Raw genomic sequence first — 18,230 nt, 5'->3', positions numbered from 1 at the left:
AGTCGGGGGCGGGGAGCGGCGGGGGCCCGGCGACGTGCGTCCGACCGGCCGCGAGGGAGTGGGGGCTCTCCTGCGGCGGGCGAACGGTGCCCTCGTCGCCACGGCCCTGGGTCGGCGTCCGCGGGCGGGCGCCCTCTCGTGGGGCCGCGGGGGGATGCGACGACGGCCGACTCCGGATCCGCTCGTCGACGACGCTATCTGAACAACCCTTCAGACTTCGAGGTGTTGACAGGGCCCCGGATCCGCACGGGTGGACGCGGGTGGGCTCCGATGCCCGGCCGCACCCCGTTCCGCGTCCACTCGCGGTGCGCCTCCCGCGCGAGTGGACCCGGATCGGGCTCCGGCGCTCTCGCAGCCCCCGCTCCGCGTCCAGTCGACGCGGCGCAGCACGCAGCAGCGCTCGCCGAGATGATCCTGCGAGAAGAGAAGGACCCCCGGCGCGTCACGGTTCGCGCCCGGAGAGGCGCACTGGGGGAATTCGCTGGAGGCATGACGGGGGGCCGCCGCTCCTCCGAAAGATCACCTTATCAGTATGGCGAAGCCAATGCTGATCGAGTAGCCCGCGGAGCGGGCGTATCGAGATCCATCAGCGTCAGAAGTCGAGTCTGCAGACTGCCCTGCCGACGACGGCGGGTCTCGATACGCCCCTGCGGGGCTACTCGACCAGCATGAACGGGATACGCCCCTGCGGGGCTGCTCGACCAGCATGACGCGGCGCAGCCGCGTCCTTTCCCTCACCGCAGCGTCAGCGCGTCGTCGCCATCACCCGCAGGCGGCAGGCCAGCTCCAGGGCGAAGCGGGTGTCCGGGTCCTCGAGGTCCAGGGCCAGCGCCTGCTCGATCCGGCGCACGCGGTAGTTCACGGCGTTCGGGTGCAGCAGCAGCACCTCGCCGGCCCGGGCGAGGGAGTTGCGGTTGCTGAGGTACGCCAGCAGGGTGCGGACCGAGATGGCGGAGCGCTCGGCGCCGAGGGCGTCGAGCGGCGCGAGCACGTCGTCGAGCAGCGCGCGGCTGAGCGGCGAGGCGTAGAAGTCGAGCAGCACCCGCCGCAGCCCCGTCACGTCGGTGACCTCCACCGCTCCGAGACGACCCGCGGCGACGGCCGAGCCCGCGGTGATCCGCGCCTCCGTCGCCGACTGCCGGAGCCCCGAGGCGCCCGACTGCGGCGTGCCGAGCCCGACCGTGAACGTCCAGCCCTCCCCCGCGACCGCCACGCCGTACGCGATCAGCCGCTCGGCCACGTCCCGCACGCGCCGCTGGTGGTCCGGCGCGCCCGACTCCTCCGAGGCCACCACCACCAGGTCGTCATGGAAGACCGCGAGGTGCCAGACCTCGTCGCGGCCGTCGGTCAGCTGGAAGGCGTTCAGCTCGATCGCCGCGACCAGCGCGGCGGGGAGCCGGCGCTCGGCGTCGTCGCGGTGGCGCGGGGTGATCCAGGCGGCGGCGTGCGCGGAGGCGACCGGCAGCCCGGCCCGCGCGGCGTCGACCGCGAGGGCGTCGATGCGCGAGGACTCCGCCAGCAGCAGCTCGACCACGAGGTCGGCCCGAGAGCGCGCCGGGCCGAAGCGCACCTGCGACTCGCGCTGCAGCGCCCGCGAGAGCAGCGCGGCGATCACCGGCAGCGCGATCACCGCCGCGGTCTCCGGCTGCTCGGCGACCAGCCGCCCGACCGCGACCTCGCCGATGCAGACCGCGTCGGGGTCGCTCCAGGTGACGGCCGGGTCCTCGATCATCCGCAGCTCGATCCCGAGCGCCGCCGTCGCCGCGTCGAGCACCGCCGAGCGCGCATCGAGCGGGTCGCCGTCGCAGGCGGCCCGGGCGGCGGCGATCGCCAGCTCCGCCCGGCCCAGCGCCTCGGCCGCCCCGCCGCGCAGCAGCCGGTCGATCGAGACGGCCAGCTCGGAGGGCGGCGCGCTCGCGGTCAGCACCGGCAGCGCCCCGCGATCGGCCAGCGAGCGCGAGGTCTCGGCCAGCGCCAGCTCGCCGACGAAGAGCAGCGCGGCGACCTCGGCCGCGATCGCCCGCCGGATGACGATGTCGATCTGGTACGCCCGCGGCTGCTCCGCCCCGTGCAGCACGATCACCAGGTGCCCGGGCAGCGCCTGCCCCACGTCCTCGAGCGCCAGCATCTCCACTCCGCTCAGCGAGACGCCCGCCGGGTCGCCCGCGCGGCAGACCATGCCGAACTGCTCGCCGTGCTCGAGGACATGGAGGAGCGACGTCTGTGCCATGAGCACAATCATGGCCGTTTCCTCATGGTGACGGCACATTCCACCCGCTTGCACCCCTGGCTAGCCTCGGAGCATGAGCTTCACGCCCCCGGCCGGACCGAGCCCCGTCCGCCTGATCACCCGCGACGACGTCGCTCCCCTGGCCGCCGGCTGCGCGGTCTTCGGCACCGGCGGAGGCGGCTCGGTGCACGGCGCCCAGCTCTCGGTCGAGAACGCGATCGACGCCAACGGCCCGGTGCGCGTCGTCGGCGTCGAGGACCTCGGCCCGGACGACGCGGTCATCATCATGTCCGGGATGGGCGCCCCCTCGGTCGGCATCGAGATGCTCGGCTCGAGCAGCCAGGCGCACACGCTGCTGCGCGAGGTCGAGCGCCTGATCGGCCGCCCGGTCACCACTGTGATGGCGGCCGAGATCGGCGGCAGCAACGGCGTCGCGCCGGTCGGCTGGGCCGCGGAGCTCGGGCTCGCGGTGCTCGACGCGGACGGCATGGGCCGCGCGTTCCCGAAGGCCACCATGATCTCGATGAACGTCGCCGGGCTGCCGAGCGAGTTCGCGGTGATGAGCGACGTGGTCGGCAACGTCACCGTCCTCCGCACCGTCGACATCGCCTGGCTGGAGCGCCACGCCCGCGCCTTCACCGTCGCGGCCGGCGGCATCGCCCTCGGCGCGCACTACCTGCTCACCCACGAGACCGCGCCGGGCGCCGTGATCGAGGGCACGGTGAGCCGTGCGATCCAGGTCGGCCGCCGCCTGCTCGCCTCCGCCGACCCGGTGACCGACATCGCCGAGGAGCTCGGCGCGGCGGTGCTGATCGGCGGCAAGGTGATCGACATCGACCGCAGCACCGAGGGCGGCTTCACCCGCGGCTCCGTCACGATCGACGGCGTCGGCGCCGACCGCAGCCGGATGGTGCGGGTCGAGATCCAGAACGAGAACCTCGTGGTGATCGAGGACGGCGGCGTGGTCGTCAGCGTCCCCGATCTCGTCTCGATCCTCGATTCGGAGACCGGCGAGGCGATCTCGACCGAGATGCTCCGCTTCGGCCAGCGGGTCAGCGTGCTCGCCTGGGCCTGCGATCCGCTCTGGCGGACCCCGCGCGGGATCGAGCTGGCGGGCCCCGCCGCCTTCGACTTCGACTTCGACTACGTGCCGTTCGACGGCGCCGTGGCGGAGGTCGCCCGATGAGCGCCGCACTCCGCGACCTGTCCGTCGGCATCGACGTCGGCGGCACCAACACCGACGCCGTCGTGCTCGACGCCGACGGCGCGGTGACCGCCTGGACCAAGCAGGCCACCACCGAGGACGTCACCGGCGGCATCCGCGCCGCGCTCTCCGCGGTGCTCGGCGAGCTGGGCGCCGACCGCGTCCGCGTCTCCCGCGTCATGCTCGGCACCACCCACGCCACCAACGCGATCGTCCGCCGCCGCGACCTCGGCCGCGTCGCCGTGATCCGCCTCGGCGCCCCCGCCTCGACCGAGTTCCCCTCGCTCTCCGGCTGGCCCGCCGACCTCCGCGACACCGTGCTCGCCGGCAGCCTGCTCGCCGGCGGCGGCCACCTGATCGACGGCTACCCGATCTCGCCGCTCGACGTCGACGGCGTCCGCCGCTTCCTCGACTCGCTCGAGGGCCGCTTCGACGCGGTCGCCGTCTGCGGGATCTTCAGCCCCTCCTTCCCGGAGCAGGAGCTCGAGGTCGCCGCGCTGGTCGCCGACCACGTCGGGGTCGACCTGCCCGTCTCGCTCAGCCACGAGATCGGCGCCCTGGGCCTGCTCGAGCGCGAGAACGCGACCGTGCTCAACGCCGCGCTGCACGGCATCGCCCGCGATGTCACGCAGGGTCTGCTCACCGTGGTCGACGAGGAGCGCCTCGACGCCGCCACCTTCTTCGCCCAGAACGACGGCACGCTGATGGCCGTCGAGTACGCGGCCCGCTACCCCGTGCTCACCATCGGCTCGGGGCCTGCCAACTCGATCCGCGGCGCCGCGTTCCTCTCCGGCGCGGACGACGCGATCATCATCGACATCGGCGGCACCACCAGCGACCTCGGCGTGCTCGTCGACCGCTTCCCCCGCGAGTCGACCCTGCCGCGCGAGATCGGCGGCGTCCGCACCAACTTCCGGATGCCCGACATCCTCAGCGTCGGCATCGGCGGCGGCACGATCGTCGACACGGCCACCGGCGTGCCGACCACCGACTCGGTCGGCTACCGGATCGCCCGCGAGGGCCTGCTCTTCGGCGGCGCGACCGCGACCCTCACCGACGCCGCCGCGATGCAGCTGCCCGGGATGATCCCCGGCCGGAGCCTCCCCGCCCTCGACCGCGCCACCCGCTCCGCCCTCGGCAACGCCCTCGCCGTGGCGCAGGACCGGATCGAGTCGGCCGTCGAGCGGATGTCGCTCGGCCGCGTCGGCCTGCCGCTCGTGGTCGTCGGCGGCGGCGGCTTCCTGGTCCCCGACCACGTGCACGGCGCGAGCGAGGTGCTCCGCCCCGACCGCGGCAACGTGGCCAACGCCGTCGGCGCCGCGATCGCCCTGGCCGGCGGCCGCGCCGACCAGCTGTGCGACCACGTCGACCGCGCCGCCGCGATCGAGGCGGCCGGCCGGATCGCGATCGAGCGCGCGATCCAGGCCGGCGCCGATCCGCGCCTCGTCGAGATCGTCGACGTGCTCGAGACGCCGCTGTCGTACTCGGCCAGCGCGTCGCTCAAAGTCTCCGTGAAGGCCGCGGGCCCGCTGGCCCTGATCGGGAGTCCTGCACCACTCGCCCTGCATTCCCCGAAGGACGCATCATGACCCGTTCTCCCCGCACCACAGCGCTCCGAGTCCCGGCCGTCGCCGCGGGCTCGCTGGTGGCGCTGCTCGCCCTGAGCGCCTGCTCGGCCCCGGCCAGCGGCTCCGCGGACGGCGCCGACCCCGTCTCGGGCGGCACCTTCTCCCTCGCGATCAACGACGACCCGGGCAGCCTCAACCCGTTCACCGGAGTCTCGCTCGTGCAGCGCGCGATGGTCACCTTCGGCTACGACTCGCTGGCCTACACGACCCCCGAGGGCGAGGTCGTGCCCTTCCTCGCCGAGAGCTGGGAGAGCACGCCCACCTCGATCTCGTACACGCTGAAGGACGGCATCACCTGCGCCGACGGCACCCCCTTCACCGCCGAGACGGCCGCGGCGAACTTCGCCTACCAGGCGAACGCCGACAACGGCACGTTCTGGTTCGGCTCGAACGTCACCGCCGATATGACGGCGACCGCGGAGGGGAACGTCGTCACCGTCTCCTCGACGGCGAACAACCCGTTCCTGCTCCAGGGCACCGGCAGCATCGAGATGGTCTGCCAGGCCGGCCTCGACGACCCGTCGACCCTGACCGACACCACCAACGGCACCGCGCTCTACGCGCTGACCGCGTCGAGCCCCGGCTCCGACTACACCTACACGAAGCGCGACGGCTACACCTGGGGCCCGGACGACGTCACCAGCGACACGGAGGGCCTGCCCGACGAGATCGAGGCGCGGGTGATCACCGACGAGGCGACCGCCGCGAACCTGCTGATCTCGGGCGAGCTCAACGCCGCCTCCGTCATCGGCGCCGACCGCCAGCGCCTCGACGCGGCGGGCCTGGACACCGAGGGCGTGCTCAACCCGATCGGCGAGATGCTCTTCAACGAGCGCGCCGACCGCCCCACCGCCGACGTCCGCGTCCGCCAGGCGCTGACCCTCTCGCTCGACCGCGACGCCGTGGGCGAGCTGGTCACCGACGGCAACGCCGTCGACTCGGTCTCGCTGGTCAACCAGATCCCGCTGACCTGCGTCGCCGGCGGCCCGGAGTGGACGCTGCCCGACACCGACGTGGAGGCCGCCGGCGAGCTGCTCGACGAGGCCGGCTACCCGCTCGGCTCCGACGGACTGCGCGCGAAGGACGGCGAGCCGCTGACCATCCGCTTCCTCTACGACGCCGGAACGCCCTCGCACGGCGCCGCCGCCGAGGAGGTCCAGCAGGAGTGGAACGAGCTCGGCATCACGACCGACCTGGTCGCCGAGGACTCCGCCGGCTGGTCGACCGACCTCTACCAGAGCTACGACTGGGACACCGGCTTCATCCAGCTCGCCCCCTCCAGCCCCGTGGTGCTGAGCCTGTTCTTCCTCGGTGAGACGAGCGAGAACGGCGGCTACAACTTCATGGGCGTCTCGAACCCCGAGTACAACGCGCTCGCGACGCAGGCGCTCAGCGCCGGCGACGCCGACGAGGCGTGCGGCATCTGGAAGCAGGCCGAGGCCGAGCTGATCGAGCGGGTCGACGTCTTCCCGCTCGCCGAGACGGAGTCGCCGATGTACGTCAAGGGCGCGACCCTCGAGCGTCCCGGCACCGTCGCTCCCACCACGATCCGGATGCAGGGCTGACCATGACGATCCCCTCGGTGCGACCCACGGCCCCGCTGTCACCGGCCTCCCCGCCGAGCGCGCCCGCGGCCGGTCCGCGCCGGGGGGATCGTCTGCTCGGCGTGGTCGGCTCCCCGCGCCTCGCCTTCCTGCTCAAGCGGTTCGCCCGCGCGGCGGTCTCGCTGGTGATCGTCCTGATCGCCTCCTTCTTCATGGTCCACTTCGTGCCGGGCGACCCGGTGCGCGCGGCGCTGGGCCCGACGGCGCCGGCCGAGACCGTGGCGGTGCTGCGCAGCACCCTCGGCCTCGACCTGCCGATCGGCCAGCAGTTCGCGAACTACCTCGGCGGGCTGCTGCGCGGCGACCTCGGCACCTCGATCAGCACGCAGCGGCCGGTCGGCAGCACGCTGGCCGAGCGGCTGCCCGCCACGCTGATGCTCTCGGTCGTCGCCTTCGCGGTCGCCGCGCTCGGCGCGTTCCCGATCGGCGTCGCGACGGCCGTCTCGGCCCGCGCCGGCAAGCACCGCACGCTCGACCTCGGCGTCTCGGGCCTGCTCGGCGTCGTGATCGCGATCCCGAACTTCCTGCTCGCGGTCGTGCTGATCTGGCTGTTCAGCATCGTCGTGCCGCTCGCGCCGTCCGCGGGCTGGGGCGGCCCGGAGTACGCGGTGCTGCCGGTGCTCGCCCTCGCGATCGGCCCGCTCGCCTACCTCGCGCGCATCGTGCACGTCGAGATGGTGCGGGTGCTCGAGGCGCCGTACCTCACCACCGCGCGCAGCAAGCGGCTGCCGGGGCACCTGCTCTACCTCCGGCACGCACTGCCCAACATCGTCACCGCGACGCTGACCGCGGGCGGAGTCGTGCTCACCGGCCTCGTCGCCGGCACGGTGCTGATCGAGACGGTCTTCGTCATCCCGGGCATCGGATCGACGATCGTCTCGTCGATCACCACCAAGGACTACCCGCTGATCCAGGGCATCGTGCTGATGTACGCGGTCCTGGTCCTCGCCGCCAACCTCGTCATCGACCTGCTGCTCGCCGCGCTCGACCCGCGGTCGGCCATCGCGGAGGCCTGAGCCATGAGCACTGCATCCCGTTCCGCCCGCCCGTCACTCGCCCACCGGCTCCCGGAGTCGCTGCGCACCCCGCAGGGCGTCGCCGCCGCCGTCGGCCTCGTCCTGGTGATCCTCGCCACGGTCCTCGGCCCGATCCTCTTCGGCGAACTCGCCACCGAGCGCTCGATCGCCGACCGCCAGCAGGGCGCGAGCCTCGCGCACCCCTTCGGCACCGACGACCTCGGCCGCGACCTCCTCGCCCGCGTCGTCGTCGCCACCCGCGTCTCGGTGCTCCTCACCCTCGGCGCGACCGGCATCTCGGTCGTCGGCGGCGTGCTGCTCGGCGTCGTCGCGGTGCTGCTGCCCCGCCTGCTGCAGCGGCTGATCGCGGGGCTCATCGACATCCTGCTGTCCTTCCCCTGGCTGCTGCTCGCGCTGTTCTTCTCGGTGATCTGGGGCACGACCGCGGTCGGCGCGATGCTCGCCGTCGGCTTCGCCGGCATCCCGGTCTTCGCGCGGCTCACCAGCACGCTCGCGGCCTCGGTCTCGTCCAGCGACTACGTGCGCGCCGCCGGGATGCTCGGCAGCCGTCCGCTGCGCACGACCGTCCGGCACGTGGTGCCCAACATCCTGCCGCCGCTGCTGGTCAACTCGGCCGCGCACGCCTCCGTCACGCTGCTCTCCTTCGCCGCGCTGTCCTTCCTCGGCCTCGGCGTCCAGGCGCCCGAGTACGACTGGGGCCGGCTGCTCAACGAGGGTGCGAAGCGGATCTACGTCGATCCGATGGCCGCGATCGGCCCCGGCATCGCCGTGGTGCTGGTCGGCGTCGTCTTCGCGCTGCTCGGCGAGGTCTTCAGCGAGTCGTCCTCGCGCCGCCGCCCGGTCAAGGCCGTGAAGCGCCGGCGCTCGGACGAGGTCGTCGCGCCCGTCACCGACGCGATGCCCGTCGTCGAGATGTCCGGGCTGCGCGTGGCGTTCCCCGGCCGCGACGGGGCGATGACCGAGCGCGTGCACGGCGTCGATCTGACGATCCTGCCCGGCGAGACGGTCGGCATCGTCGGCGAGAGCGGCTCGGGCAAGTCGGTCACGGCGAGCGCCGTCGCCGGGCTGCTCGGCCCCGACGCGCTGGTGACCAGCGAGCAGCTCGTCTTCCGCGGCATCGACATGACCGCGGTGCCCAACGCGGCGGAGCGCCGCCGCCTCGGCCTCGAGCAGGCGATGATCTTTCAGGACCCGCTGACCTCGCTCAATCCGGCGCTCACCATCGGCCGGCAGCTGCGCGAGGCGAGCGAGGTGCACGCCCGCACTCCGCGCGCCGAATCGCTGCGCCGCGCCGTGGACACGCTGAACCTCGTCCGCATCCCGGACGCGGAGAAGCGGGTCGGCCGGCTGCCGCACGAGTTCTCCGGCGGGATGCGGCAGCGGGCGATGATCGCGATGGGCCTGATGGGCACCCCGCGCCTGCTGATCGCCGACGAGCCGACCACCGCGCTCGACGTCACCGTGCAGCGGCAGGTGATGCAGGCGCTGCGCGAGGCGCAGACCGCGACCGGGGCGGCGATCCTCTTCATCTCGCACGACATCGCGCTGGTCAGCGGCTTCTGCGACCGGATCGTCGTGATGCGCGACGGCCGCGTGGTCGAGGAGATCGCCGCCGACCGCCTCGACGAGGCGCGGCACCCCTACACGCGCGGGCTGATCGCCTGCGTGCCGGACATGGCGACCGACCGGAGCGCACTGCTCCCGGTGATCGCGGCGATCGACGAGGAGCCGCCTTCCGCGGACCGGACCGCCCACGACCTGCCCGCCCACGACCAGGAGGCACTGACCGCATGAGCGAGCTGCGCTACGAGGCGGTGACCGTGCGCTTCGGCCACGGCCGCTCGGCGACCACGGCCGTCGACGCCGTGGATCTGACGGTCCGCCCCGGCACCACCCACGGGCTGGTCGGCGAGTCCGGCTCAGGCAAGTCGACGGTCGCCCGGGTCGCGGTCGGCCTCACCCCGCTGCACTCCGGCCGCATCCTGCTCGACGGCGTCGACATCACCAGCCGCGAGCCGTCGGCCCGGGCCGCGCGCCGCCGGGTGCAGATGGTGTTCCAGGACCCGCTGTCCGCACTCGACCCGCGGATGAGCGTCGGCGCCTCGATCGCCGAGGGACTGCTCGCGACCGGCCGGCGCCACTCCGCCGCCGCCCGCGACGACCGCGTCCGCGAGCTGCTCGACCTGGTGCACATCGACCCGACGCGCGCCGACGACCGCCCGACCGCCTTCTCCGGCGGGCAGCGCCAGCGGATTACCATCGCCCGGGCGCTGGCCGCCGAGCCGCAGGTGCTGATCGCCGACGAGATCACCTCGGCGCTCGACGTCTCGGTGCAGGGCGTGGTGCTCAACCTCCTCCGGGAGCTGCAGCAGAGACTCGAGCTGACCATGCTCTTCATCTCGCACAACCTCGCCGTCGTCCGCTACGTCAGCGACGAGGTCTCGGTGATGCGCGGCGGGCGCCTCGTCGAGCACGGCACGACCGACACCGTGCTGTCCGATCCCGCCGACCCGTACACGAGGCAGCTGCTCCGGGCCGTGCCCGTGATGGGCCGGCCTCTCGACCTGGAGGACGCATGACCGAGCTCCTGATCCGCTCCGCTCGCTTCGCGGGGCAGGACGCCCCCGCCGACCTGCTGCTGCGCGACGGCGCGATCGCCGAGATCGCCCCGGCCGGCACGCTGCCGGGCAGCACCGAGGCGCTCGACGCCGACGGCCGCTTCCTCGCGCCCGGCTTCTGGGACGCGCACGTGCACTTCACCCAGTGGGTGGTGCGGAGGCAGCGGGTCGACCTCGCGCCCGCGGCGAGCGCCGCCGAGGCCGTGGCGATCATGCGCGCGGCGCTGCCGGTGCGCGAGGACGCCGTGCTGATCGGCTACGGCTTCCGCGACGGCCTCTGGACGGACGCGCCGACCCGCGCCGCCCTCGACGCGATCGCGCCCGACCGCCCGCTCGTCCTGATCAGCGGCGACCTGCACTGCGGCTGGCTCAACAGCGCGGCCGGCCGGCGCTTCGGCCTGTCGATCCCGGCGGACGGGGTGCTGCGCGAGACGGAGTGGATCGGCACGCTGGACCTGATCGACGCCGTCGGCCTGCCCTCCGTCGCCGCCTACCGCGAGACCGCCGAGGCCGCCGCGGCCCGCGGAGTCGTCGGCATCGTCGAGTTCGAGAACGCCGACAACTCCCGCGCCTGGCCGGCCCGCATCGCGGAGGGCGTCACGTCCCTGCGCGTCGAGACCTCGGTCTGGCCCGACCGGCTCGACGACGCGATCGCCCGCGGGCTGCGCACCGGCGACGCCCTCGATCCGGCCGGCCTCGCCCGGATGGGCCGCCTCAAGATCGTCGTCGACGGCTCGCTGAACACCCGCACCGCCTACTGCTTCGACCCCTACCCCGGCATCGCGGCCGACCACCCGCACCCCTGCGGCGTGCTGAGCGTCGCGCCCGAGGAGGTGGAGGGCCTGCTGGTCCGCGCCCGCGACGCCGGCATCCTCCCGGCCGTGCACGCCATCGGCGACCGCGCGAACGCCGAGGTGCTCGACGTCTTCGAGCGGCTCGGCCTCGCGGGCACGATCGAGCACGCCCAGCTCGTCGCGGCGGCGGACTTCGCGCGCTTCGGCCGGCTCGGGCTCGTCGCGAGCGTGCAGCCGGAGCACGCGATGGACGACCGCGACGTCGCCGACCATCACTGGGCCGGCCGCACCGACCGCTCCTTCGCCTTCGCCTCGCTGCACGCCGCCGGCGCGACCCTCGCCCTCGGCTCCGACGCGCCCGTCGCCCCGCTCGACCCGTGGGTCTCGCTCGCCGCCGCCGTCAGCCGCCGCCGCGACGGCCGCGAGGCCTGGCACCCGGCCGAGCGCCTGCCGTTCGACGTCGCGCTCGCGGCGAGCACCCGCGGGGCGACCGTCGCCGTGGGAGCGCCGGCCGACCTCGTGCTGCTCGACCGCGACCCGGCGACCGCCGACGACGCGGAGCTGCGCACGACACCCGTCGCGGCGACCCTGCTCGGCGGCCGGCCGACCTGGTTAGCGCTCTGACGGACTCTCCTCCACAGGGCCGTGCCGGACCGGTGTTCTCCACAGGCCGTCTCTCCTCCCACAGGCCGACTCTCCTCCACAGGGCCGTGCAGACCCGCTCGTTCTCCACAGAACACCGCTCCTCCACAGGCCGCGCAGGCCGCCCGTTCTCCACAGCCTCCCTCCTCCCCGACAGGACCCTTCCGCCATGCCCCTGATCACCACCCCGGCCGGCGTCGCCGTGCACTACGAGACGACGGGCGACCCCGCCGGCCGCCCGCTCGTCCTGCTGCACGGCGGCGGCGCCCAGCTGATCGGCTGGGACGACCGCTTCTGCGAGCTGCTCGTCGAGCACGGCTTCTTCGTCGTCCGCACCGACAACCGCGACGTCGGCCTCAGCCAGGCGACCGGCGGCCCGGAGGACACCACGGCCGGCTACGACCTCGCCGACATGGCGCTCGACGTCGTCGCCGTGCTCGACGAGCTCGGGATCGCGCGCGTGCACCTCACCGGCATGTCGATGGGCGGCTACATCGCGCAGCTGGTCGCGATCCTGCACCCGGAGCGGGTCGCCTCGCTCGGCCTGATGTCGACCTCGCTCAGCTCGGCGCCGGAGTTCCTGGTCGGCGAGCACACCGGGCAGCCGATCACCGAGGTCCCGGAGGTCCTCGACCGCGACGCCTACATCGCCATGTTCGTCGGCGGCCAGCGGCACTACCAGTCGCCCGGCTTCCCCTTCGACGAGGCGGCGAGCGCCGCCCTCGGCGCCCGCTACTACGACCGCGCCTACACCCCGACCGGGCTGATCCGGCAGTGGAACGCGCTGCTGCGCGGGCCGCTCGAGCGGCGGGAGGCGATGGCGAAGGTCACCGTGCCGGTCGCCGTCCTCCACGGCCGCGGCGACCAGAGCCTGCACTGGAGCGCCGCGCTCGAGACCGCGCGGATCCTGCCCCAGGCCGAGCTGCACCTCTACGAGGAGATGGGTCACGACATCCCGGTGGAGCTCTGGCCCGAATTCGCTGCGATCCTGGCTCGGACCGCCGCCCGCGCCGAGAGGACCGCCGATGCGTGAGAGCACCGAGTACGCGATGACCGACCCCGCCGAGATCCGCGCGCTGATCCGCGCGACGCCCTGGGCGACGATGGTCAGCGCGACCGCGGACGGCGTCGTCGTCTCGCACTACCCGTTCCTGCTGGAGGAGCCGCTCCCCGGCGCCGACCCCGACGAGCTCGTGCTGGTCAGCCACGTCGGCCGGCCCGACGAGCGCGCCCACCGGCTCGGCGAGTCCGAGCTGGCCGTGGTCTTCCAGGGCCCGCACGGCTACGTCTCGCCCAGCTGGTACGGCGTCGCGCGCGCGGTGCCGACCTGGAACTTCGCCGCCGTGCACGTCTGGGGCGTGCCCGAGCTGCTCGGCGACGAGGAGAACCTCGCCGTGCTGGAGCGGCTCGTCGACCACTTCGAGGACGAGCTGCCCGAGCCGTTCCGCCTGCGGATCAGCGCCGAGAACGCGGCCTACGCCGAGCGGATCGTGCACGGAACGGTCGGCTTCCGGCTCCGGGTCACCCGGCTCGAGGCCAAGGAGAAGATGAGCCAGGACAAGCCGGCCGAGGTCGTCGACCGGGTCACGGAGGCGCTCGACGCGCCGGGGCCGTACTCGAACCCCGCCCTCGCCGAGCGGATGCGCCGCGTGCACGCCTCGATGCGGCCGGAGACCCCGCAGTGATCCCCGGCCTCCACGACGACCTGGTGCGCCTGCGCCGCCGGCTGCACGCCGACCCCGAGCTCGGCCTCGCCCTGCCGCGCACCCAGGCGCTGCTGCTCGAGGAGCTGGCCCCGCTCGGCCTCGAGATCACGACCGGCCGCGGCCTCGGCTCGATCACCGCCGTCCTCCGCGGCGGCCGCCCCGGACCGGTCGTGCTGCTCCGCGCCGACATGGACGCGCTCCCCGTCGTCGAGGCGACCGGGCTGCCCTTCGCCGCGACGAACGGCGCGATGCACGCCTGCGGCCACGACCTGCACATGGCCGGGCTGATCGGCGCGGCCCGCCTGCTCGCCGCCCGCCGCGAGGAGCTCGCCGGCACCGTCGTCCTGATGCTCCAGCCCGGCGAGGAGGGCTTCGCCGGCGGCCGCCTGATGATCGAGGAGGGCGTGCTCGACGCCGCGGGCGAGCGCCCGGTCGCCGCCTTCGCGATGCACGTCGACTGCTCCACCGACTCCGGCCTCTTCGTCACCCGCTCCGGCCCGATGATGGCGAGCGCCAGCGGCATGCGGATCACCGTGACCGGCACCGGCGGCCACGCCGCGTTCCCGCACCTCGCCGTCGACCCGATCCCCGCTGCCGCCGCCTTGGTGCAGGCCCTGCAGACCTTCGTCGCCCGTCGCGTCCCGGCGACCGACCCCGCCGTCGTCTCGGTCGTCAGCATCGTCAGCGACTCGACCGCGCCCAACGTCCTGGCCGCGCGGGTCGAGCTGATGCTCAACATCCGCACGCTCTCCCGCGACACCTTCGCCCTCGTCCGCTCCTCGCTCGCCGAGCTGGCCGCCGGCATCGCCGCGGCGCACGGCTGCGGCGTCGAGACCGAGTTCATCGACTCCTACCCCGTCACCCACAACGACCCGGAGGAGACCGAGCGCGTGATCGCGTCGCTCACCGCCCGGCACGGCGCCGATCGCGTGCTCCGCCTCCCCGCGCCGTCGATGGCGTCGGAGGACTTCGCCTACGTCCTCGACGAGATCCCCGGCACCCTCCTCTTCCTGGGCACCCGCCCGCCCGGCGTCCCGGCCGAGGGCGCCCCCTCGATGCACTCCGAGTCCGCCGTCTTCGACGACGCCCTGCTCGGCCTCCACGCCGAGACCCTCGCCCAGCTGGCCCTCGACCGCTGCACGCTGATCGAGTAGCCGGCGCAGCGGGTTCACCGAGATCCACCGTCGAACTGCGTCCAGGTCTCGAGACGCCCTTCGGGCTCCTCGACCAGCAGGGGGTGCGCACAACATCAGCTGAGAGCAGGGGGCCTCCCCTGACAGCGGAGGCCACCCCTTCTCAGCTGATGTTCTGCAGGGCTCGAGCGCTCCACGCGGTTCGGGCGGCCCCTCCGCTGATCGGGCACCCCGCGCAGCGGCCCACCCCATGCTGATCGAGCAGCCCGCGCAGCGACCCACACCATGCTGATCGAGCAGCCCGCGCAGCCATGCTGATCGAGCAGCCCGCGCAGCCATGCTGATCGAGCAGCCCGCGCAGCAGGCGTATCGAGATCCACCCTCGCCCGATGCGCCCCGGCGGGGCCACTCGACCGGCACGCACCCGGACCCGCTCGGTCTAACGCAGCCCGGCCGCGCACTCCAGCAGGTCGGGGATGCCGCTCACGGGCTGCGGCTCAGGGGCGGCCCGCGGGCCGAGGCGGCGGAAGACCGGCGGCTCCGTCGCCAGCACCTGACCGACGGCGCGCCCTCCGGTCCAGACCGTCAGCAGCACCTCGCCGTCCGGGCGCTCGGGAGCGCCGATCTCGTAGACCCGGCCCCGCACGGCCGCGCGCACCGGCGTCTTCCGGGCCAGGTGCACCCACACCGGGAACTCGCAGACCATGTCGACTCCTTTCTCATCAGCCCTCGACTGGGCGGAACCGCTCAGTAGTCGAGAGCGCTCTCGACGTCGAAGTCCGAGGTCAGACCGCCGTCGCCCGGCTGGACCGGGTGCGACCCGACGAGCGCCTCGGTGCGCGCGCGGATCCGCTGCACCTCCTCGTGGTTGTCCGGCTCGGGCAACTCGGACGGCGTCGTCTCCGAGACGAGCGACGCGCCGGAGTTCAGCAGGAACGACACCTGGATCGTCGCGCCGTCCGCCCCGATCCCCGTGTACTCGACCCGGTCGGCCGTGCGGTTCGCGCCGAGTGCGACCGCGTACGCCACCAGGGCGTCCGCTGCGTCGTCCCCGAGCAGGATCGTCTTGTCCGCGAAGAGGATGTGCTTCATGCCACCATGCTCGGTCGCGGTCCCCGCGCCGGGGGAGGTCCTTGACAGATCGGGGAGGGGACGGAAGGGAAGCGAGAGTCCGTCGGGGTTGCCGCCGGAGTCGAAGTGGAGAAAGGTGTCGATCACGCGGGCGCCCGCCGGCTGTGACGAAGGCTGGAGACGGCGATGGGAAAACTGTTCTACGACGGATCCGTCGAGATCGATTTCGAGGACAGGGTGCTCGCGCACCTGCAGATCGTCGTCACCGCCAAGCTCCGCCGCAACGAGTCCTTCCTGCTCAGCTGGCGCGACGATCACAGCATGGGCGACGGCCGCAGCGCCATCTGGCTGCATCCTGCGGTCGGCCTGCGCTACAAGTACTTCGGCGGGCGGATGCCCCGCATCAACCCCGCCTGGATCGCCGCGCTCACCGATCTCGCCAACTCCTCCGGCGGCCTCTACGTCGTCGCCGAGCCCGACACCGAGCACGTCCGCACGGCCGACCGGGAAGCGCACTGATGCGCCGGCTCGACATCCTCTACAACGGAGCGCCCTACACGGTGAGCGACCGCACCGCCGCCCAGTTCCGGGTCGAGGTGGACGCCGCCCTCGCCGCGGAGACCCCGCAGTGGCTCACCGTGAACCACGGCGAGGGCCGCGCCAGCACCGCGCTCATCCTGATCACCCCGTTCACGGCGATCACGATCCTCACGAACGACGCCGAGGACGACGTCGCACCCGACGCGGCATGAGCGGCGCGGAGTCGACGCCGACGCGGCGACACTGCAGGCGCCCGCCTCGACGCTCCGGCCCGCGCGTCCCGGCACCGCGGCGGCTAGGGTGGGCGCGATGACCGATTCCGCCGTCCTCTGCGACCCGTATCTGCGCGGGTACCCGATCGACGGCGTCGCCATCTCCACCCTCGGCCGCACCTTCGGCGGCGAGACGATCGCCGCGAGCGACCCGACGGCCGCGCGGCTCGACGAGATCCAGCTCGACCTCGGCCAGGGCCCCTGCTGGGACGCGATCGCCGCGGGCGCCCCCGTGTCCCTCCTCGACACCGGCACCGACGTGCGCTGGCCGCTCTTCGCCGAGGCGGTGGACGCCCTCGACGTGCGCTCGGTGTTCGCCTTCCCGCTCACCTTCGCCGGGCTCTCGATCGGCGCCGTCGACCTCTACACCCGCACCCCGATCACCCTCGACGACGCCGCGCTCACCGAGATCTCGGCGCAGTCGCCCGCCACCTCGCTCCGGGTGCTCGCCGCGGTGCTCCACGACGACGCGGACGAGGTGAGCAGCAACCCCGGGTCCCGGAGGGTCGTCCACCAGGCGACCGGCATGATCATCGCCCGCTACCGCCTCGACTCGGACGACGCCCTCGTGCTGCTGAGGGCCCACGCGTTCGCCCAGCACCGCCCCCTCGTCGACGTCGCCCAGGACATCGTCGCCCGCCAGGACGGCTTCCCCGACCGCCCGCTCACCGTTCAGGACGACTCATGGTGATCAACTCCCGCGAGCGGAGCGTCATCGCGACCTTCGTGGCCCTCTCCGACACGCTCGTCGACGACTACGACGTCGTCGACTTCGCGCAGATGCTCGTCGAGAGCAGCGCGACCCTGTTCGACGCGGTCTCGGCGGGCCTGGTGCTCGCCAGCCCCGAGGGCACGCTCGAGGTGCTCGCCTCGACCGACGAGGACACCCGCCTGATCGAGCTGCTGCAGCTCGAGACCGCCGGCCCGTGCGTCGAGTGCTACGAGACCGGGCGCGCCGTCGTCGTGCCGGACACGCTCGCGGTCGACGACCGCTGGTCCGAGTTCCGCACCCGCTCGAGCGACCTCGGCGTCCGGGCCGCGCACTGCGTACCGATGCGCTCGCGGGGCACCACGATCGGCTCGCTCAACCTCTTCCAGGCCGGCACCGGCACCCTCGACCCCGACGACGTCGCCGTCGTGCAGGCCTTCGCCGACGTCGCGACGATCGGCATCCTGCACCAGCGCGCGCTCCGCGAGAGCACCGTCACCCAGGAGCAGCTGCAGCGCGCCCTCGACAGCCGCGTCCTGATCGAGCAGGCGAAGGGCATCATCGCCTACTCCCAGCGCACCACCGTCGACCGCGCCTTCGAGATCCTCCGCTCCCGCTCGCGCTCGACCTCCACGCCGATCACGACCCTCGCCCACCAGATCATCGAGGGCTACCGGGACTGACCGGCCGCCGCGGCAGCCCGAGCCGCCGGCCCGCGTATCGAGCCCCGGTGGCCGATGTGCCTGCGGTGGGGGATCTCGATACGCCCGCTGCGCGGGCTACTCGATCAGCATGGAGCGCCCGCGCCCGCGTCCGCGTCCGCGCATGCACGGGCCGCGAAGAACAGGGAGCGCAGCTCGCCTTTCATGCTGGTCGAGTAGCGGGCCGCAGGCCCGCGTATCGAGCGGCGAAGCCGCTTCGCTGGTCGAGTAGCGGGCCGCAGGCCCGCGTATCGAGCGGCGAAGCCGCTTCGCGTCTCGGTGGTGAGGGAAAACTGCTTGTGGCTGGGCGGGTGTGGTTCGAAGATGGTGGTGTCGTGGTC

At 73.5% G+C, this 18,230-nt stretch carries 18 protein-coding genes; 14 read left to right on the top strand and 4 right to left on the bottom strand.

The annotated features are described in order from the left end of the window. Positions 1 to 745: 745 nt before the first annotated feature. Entirely contained in the window at positions 746 to 2,230 is a 1,485-nt protein-coding gene (locus EDF36_RS07085) for a CdaR family transcriptional regulator (RefSeq protein ID WP_207901679.1), read from the bottom strand. A gap of 73 nt (positions 2,231 to 2,303) precedes the next feature. On the opposite strand from EDF36_RS07085, the gene EDF36_RS07080 reads away from it, so the two are divergent. From EDF36_RS07080 to EDF36_RS07035, 10 genes are all read left to right on the top strand, one after another. Continuing rightward, positions 2,304 to 3,416, top strand: a complete 1,113-nt coding sequence (locus tag EDF36_RS07080) for a DUF917 domain-containing protein (RefSeq protein ID WP_208322988.1) — start codon at positions 2,304 to 2,306, stop codon at positions 3,414 to 3,416. Then, positions 3,413 to 5,023 carry a hydantoinase/oxoprolinase N-terminal domain-containing protein gene (locus EDF36_RS07075; protein ID WP_123732460.1) on the top strand — a complete coding sequence of 537 codons (1,611 nt, stop codon included), beginning with the start codon at positions 3,413 to 3,415 and terminating at the stop codon, positions 5,021 to 5,023. The genes EDF36_RS07080 and EDF36_RS07075 overlap by 4 nt, the downstream gene beginning before the upstream one ends. Next, complete coding sequence (locus tag EDF36_RS07070) at positions 5,020 to 6,627, top strand: ABC transporter substrate-binding protein (protein ID WP_123732459.1); 1,608 nt, start codon at positions 5,020 to 5,022, stop codon at positions 6,625 to 6,627. Before EDF36_RS07075 ends, EDF36_RS07070 begins: the two co-directional genes overlap by 4 nt. A gap of 101 nt (positions 6,628 to 6,728) precedes the next feature. Next, positions 6,729 to 7,682: an ABC transporter permease gene (locus EDF36_RS07065; RefSeq protein ID WP_208110648.1), complete on the top strand. Its 954-nt coding sequence runs from the start codon at positions 6,729 to 6,731 to the stop codon at positions 7,680 to 7,682. 3 nt (positions 7,683 to 7,685) lie between these two features. After that, entirely contained in the window at positions 7,686 to 9,497 is a 1,812-nt protein-coding gene (locus tag EDF36_RS07060) for a dipeptide/oligopeptide/nickel ABC transporter permease/ATP-binding protein (RefSeq protein WP_123732458.1), read from the top strand. Beyond that, on the top strand, positions 9,494 to 10,282 hold the full coding sequence (locus EDF36_RS07055; RefSeq protein WP_123732457.1) for an ABC transporter ATP-binding protein: 789 nt from the start codon (positions 9,494 to 9,496) through the stop codon (positions 10,280 to 10,282). Before EDF36_RS07060 ends, EDF36_RS07055 begins: the two co-directional genes overlap by 4 nt. Then, positions 10,279 to 11,739, top strand: a complete 1,461-nt coding sequence (locus tag EDF36_RS07050; RefSeq protein WP_123732456.1) for an amidohydrolase — start codon at positions 10,279 to 10,281, stop codon at positions 11,737 to 11,739. The genes EDF36_RS07055 and EDF36_RS07050 overlap by 4 nt, the downstream gene beginning before the upstream one ends. A 187-nt stretch (positions 11,740 to 11,926) precedes the next feature. Then, positions 11,927 to 12,790: an alpha/beta fold hydrolase gene (locus tag EDF36_RS07045; protein ID WP_123732455.1), complete on the top strand. Its 864-nt coding sequence runs from the start codon at positions 11,927 to 11,929 to the stop codon at positions 12,788 to 12,790. Next, positions 12,783 to 13,442: an FMN-binding negative transcriptional regulator gene (locus EDF36_RS07040; RefSeq protein ID WP_123732454.1), complete on the top strand. Its 660-nt coding sequence runs from the start codon at positions 12,783 to 12,785 to the stop codon at positions 13,440 to 13,442. Before EDF36_RS07045 ends, EDF36_RS07040 begins: the two co-directional genes overlap by 8 nt. Next, the gene (locus EDF36_RS07035; RefSeq protein ID WP_221181617.1) at positions 13,439 to 14,617 is read left to right on the top strand and encodes a M20 family metallopeptidase; all 1,179 of its coding nucleotides are present in this window, start codon (positions 13,439 to 13,441) and stop codon (positions 14,615 to 14,617) included. Before EDF36_RS07040 ends, EDF36_RS07035 begins: the two co-directional genes overlap by 4 nt. A gap of 418 nt (positions 14,618 to 15,035) precedes the next feature. Here the strand turns inward: EDF36_RS07035 and EDF36_RS07030 are convergent, their stop codons facing one another. Together EDF36_RS07030 and EDF36_RS07025 are read right to left on the bottom strand one after the other, a co-directional pair. Then, complete coding sequence (locus tag EDF36_RS07030) at positions 15,036 to 15,302, bottom strand: hypothetical protein (RefSeq protein WP_123706267.1); 267 nt, start codon at positions 15,300 to 15,302, stop codon at positions 15,036 to 15,038. Positions 15,303 to 15,343: 41 nt separating this feature from the next. Beyond that, a complete protein-coding gene (locus EDF36_RS07025) occupies positions 15,344 to 15,688 on the bottom strand; it encodes a hypothetical protein (protein ID WP_123706266.1) in 345 nt (114 codons plus the stop codon). A gap of 165 nt (positions 15,689 to 15,853) precedes the next feature. Between EDF36_RS07025 and EDF36_RS07020 the strand changes: the two genes are divergently transcribed. The 4 genes from EDF36_RS07020 to EDF36_RS07005 all read left to right on the top strand — a co-directional run bounded on the left by EDF36_RS07020 (position 15,854) and on the right by EDF36_RS07005 (position 17,871). Then, the gene (locus EDF36_RS07020; protein ID WP_123706265.1) at positions 15,854 to 16,186 is read left to right on the top strand and encodes an ATP-dependent DNA ligase; all 333 of its coding nucleotides are present in this window, start codon (positions 15,854 to 15,856) and stop codon (positions 16,184 to 16,186) included. Next, positions 16,186 to 16,419, top strand: coding sequence for a hypothetical protein (locus tag EDF36_RS07015; protein WP_123732453.1), 234 nt, complete (start codon positions 16,186 to 16,188; stop codon positions 16,417 to 16,419). The genes EDF36_RS07020 and EDF36_RS07015 overlap by 1 nt, the downstream gene beginning before the upstream one ends. A gap of 97 nt (positions 16,420 to 16,516) precedes the next feature. After that, positions 16,517 to 17,170, top strand: a complete 654-nt coding sequence (locus EDF36_RS07010) for a GAF and ANTAR domain-containing protein (RefSeq protein ID WP_123732452.1) — start codon at positions 16,517 to 16,519, stop codon at positions 17,168 to 17,170. Further along, entirely contained in the window at positions 17,164 to 17,871 is a 708-nt protein-coding gene (locus EDF36_RS07005) for a GAF and ANTAR domain-containing protein (RefSeq protein ID WP_123706262.1), read from the top strand. The genes EDF36_RS07010 and EDF36_RS07005 overlap by 7 nt, the downstream gene beginning before the upstream one ends. A gap of 104 nt (positions 17,872 to 17,975) precedes the next feature. Here the strand turns inward: EDF36_RS07005 and EDF36_RS21570 are convergent. Beyond that, positions 17,976 to 18,230, bottom strand: a 255-nt coding sequence (locus EDF36_RS21570) for a hypothetical protein (RefSeq protein ID WP_221181616.1), incomplete at its 5' end; no start/stop codon positions are given.

The organism is Rathayibacter sp. PhB152 (genome assembly GCF_003751395.1).
Lineage (GTDB): Bacteria > Actinomycetota > Actinomycetes > Actinomycetales > Microbacteriaceae > Rathayibacter > Rathayibacter festucae.
This window is presented reverse-complemented; position numbering and strand designations above follow the sequence as displayed.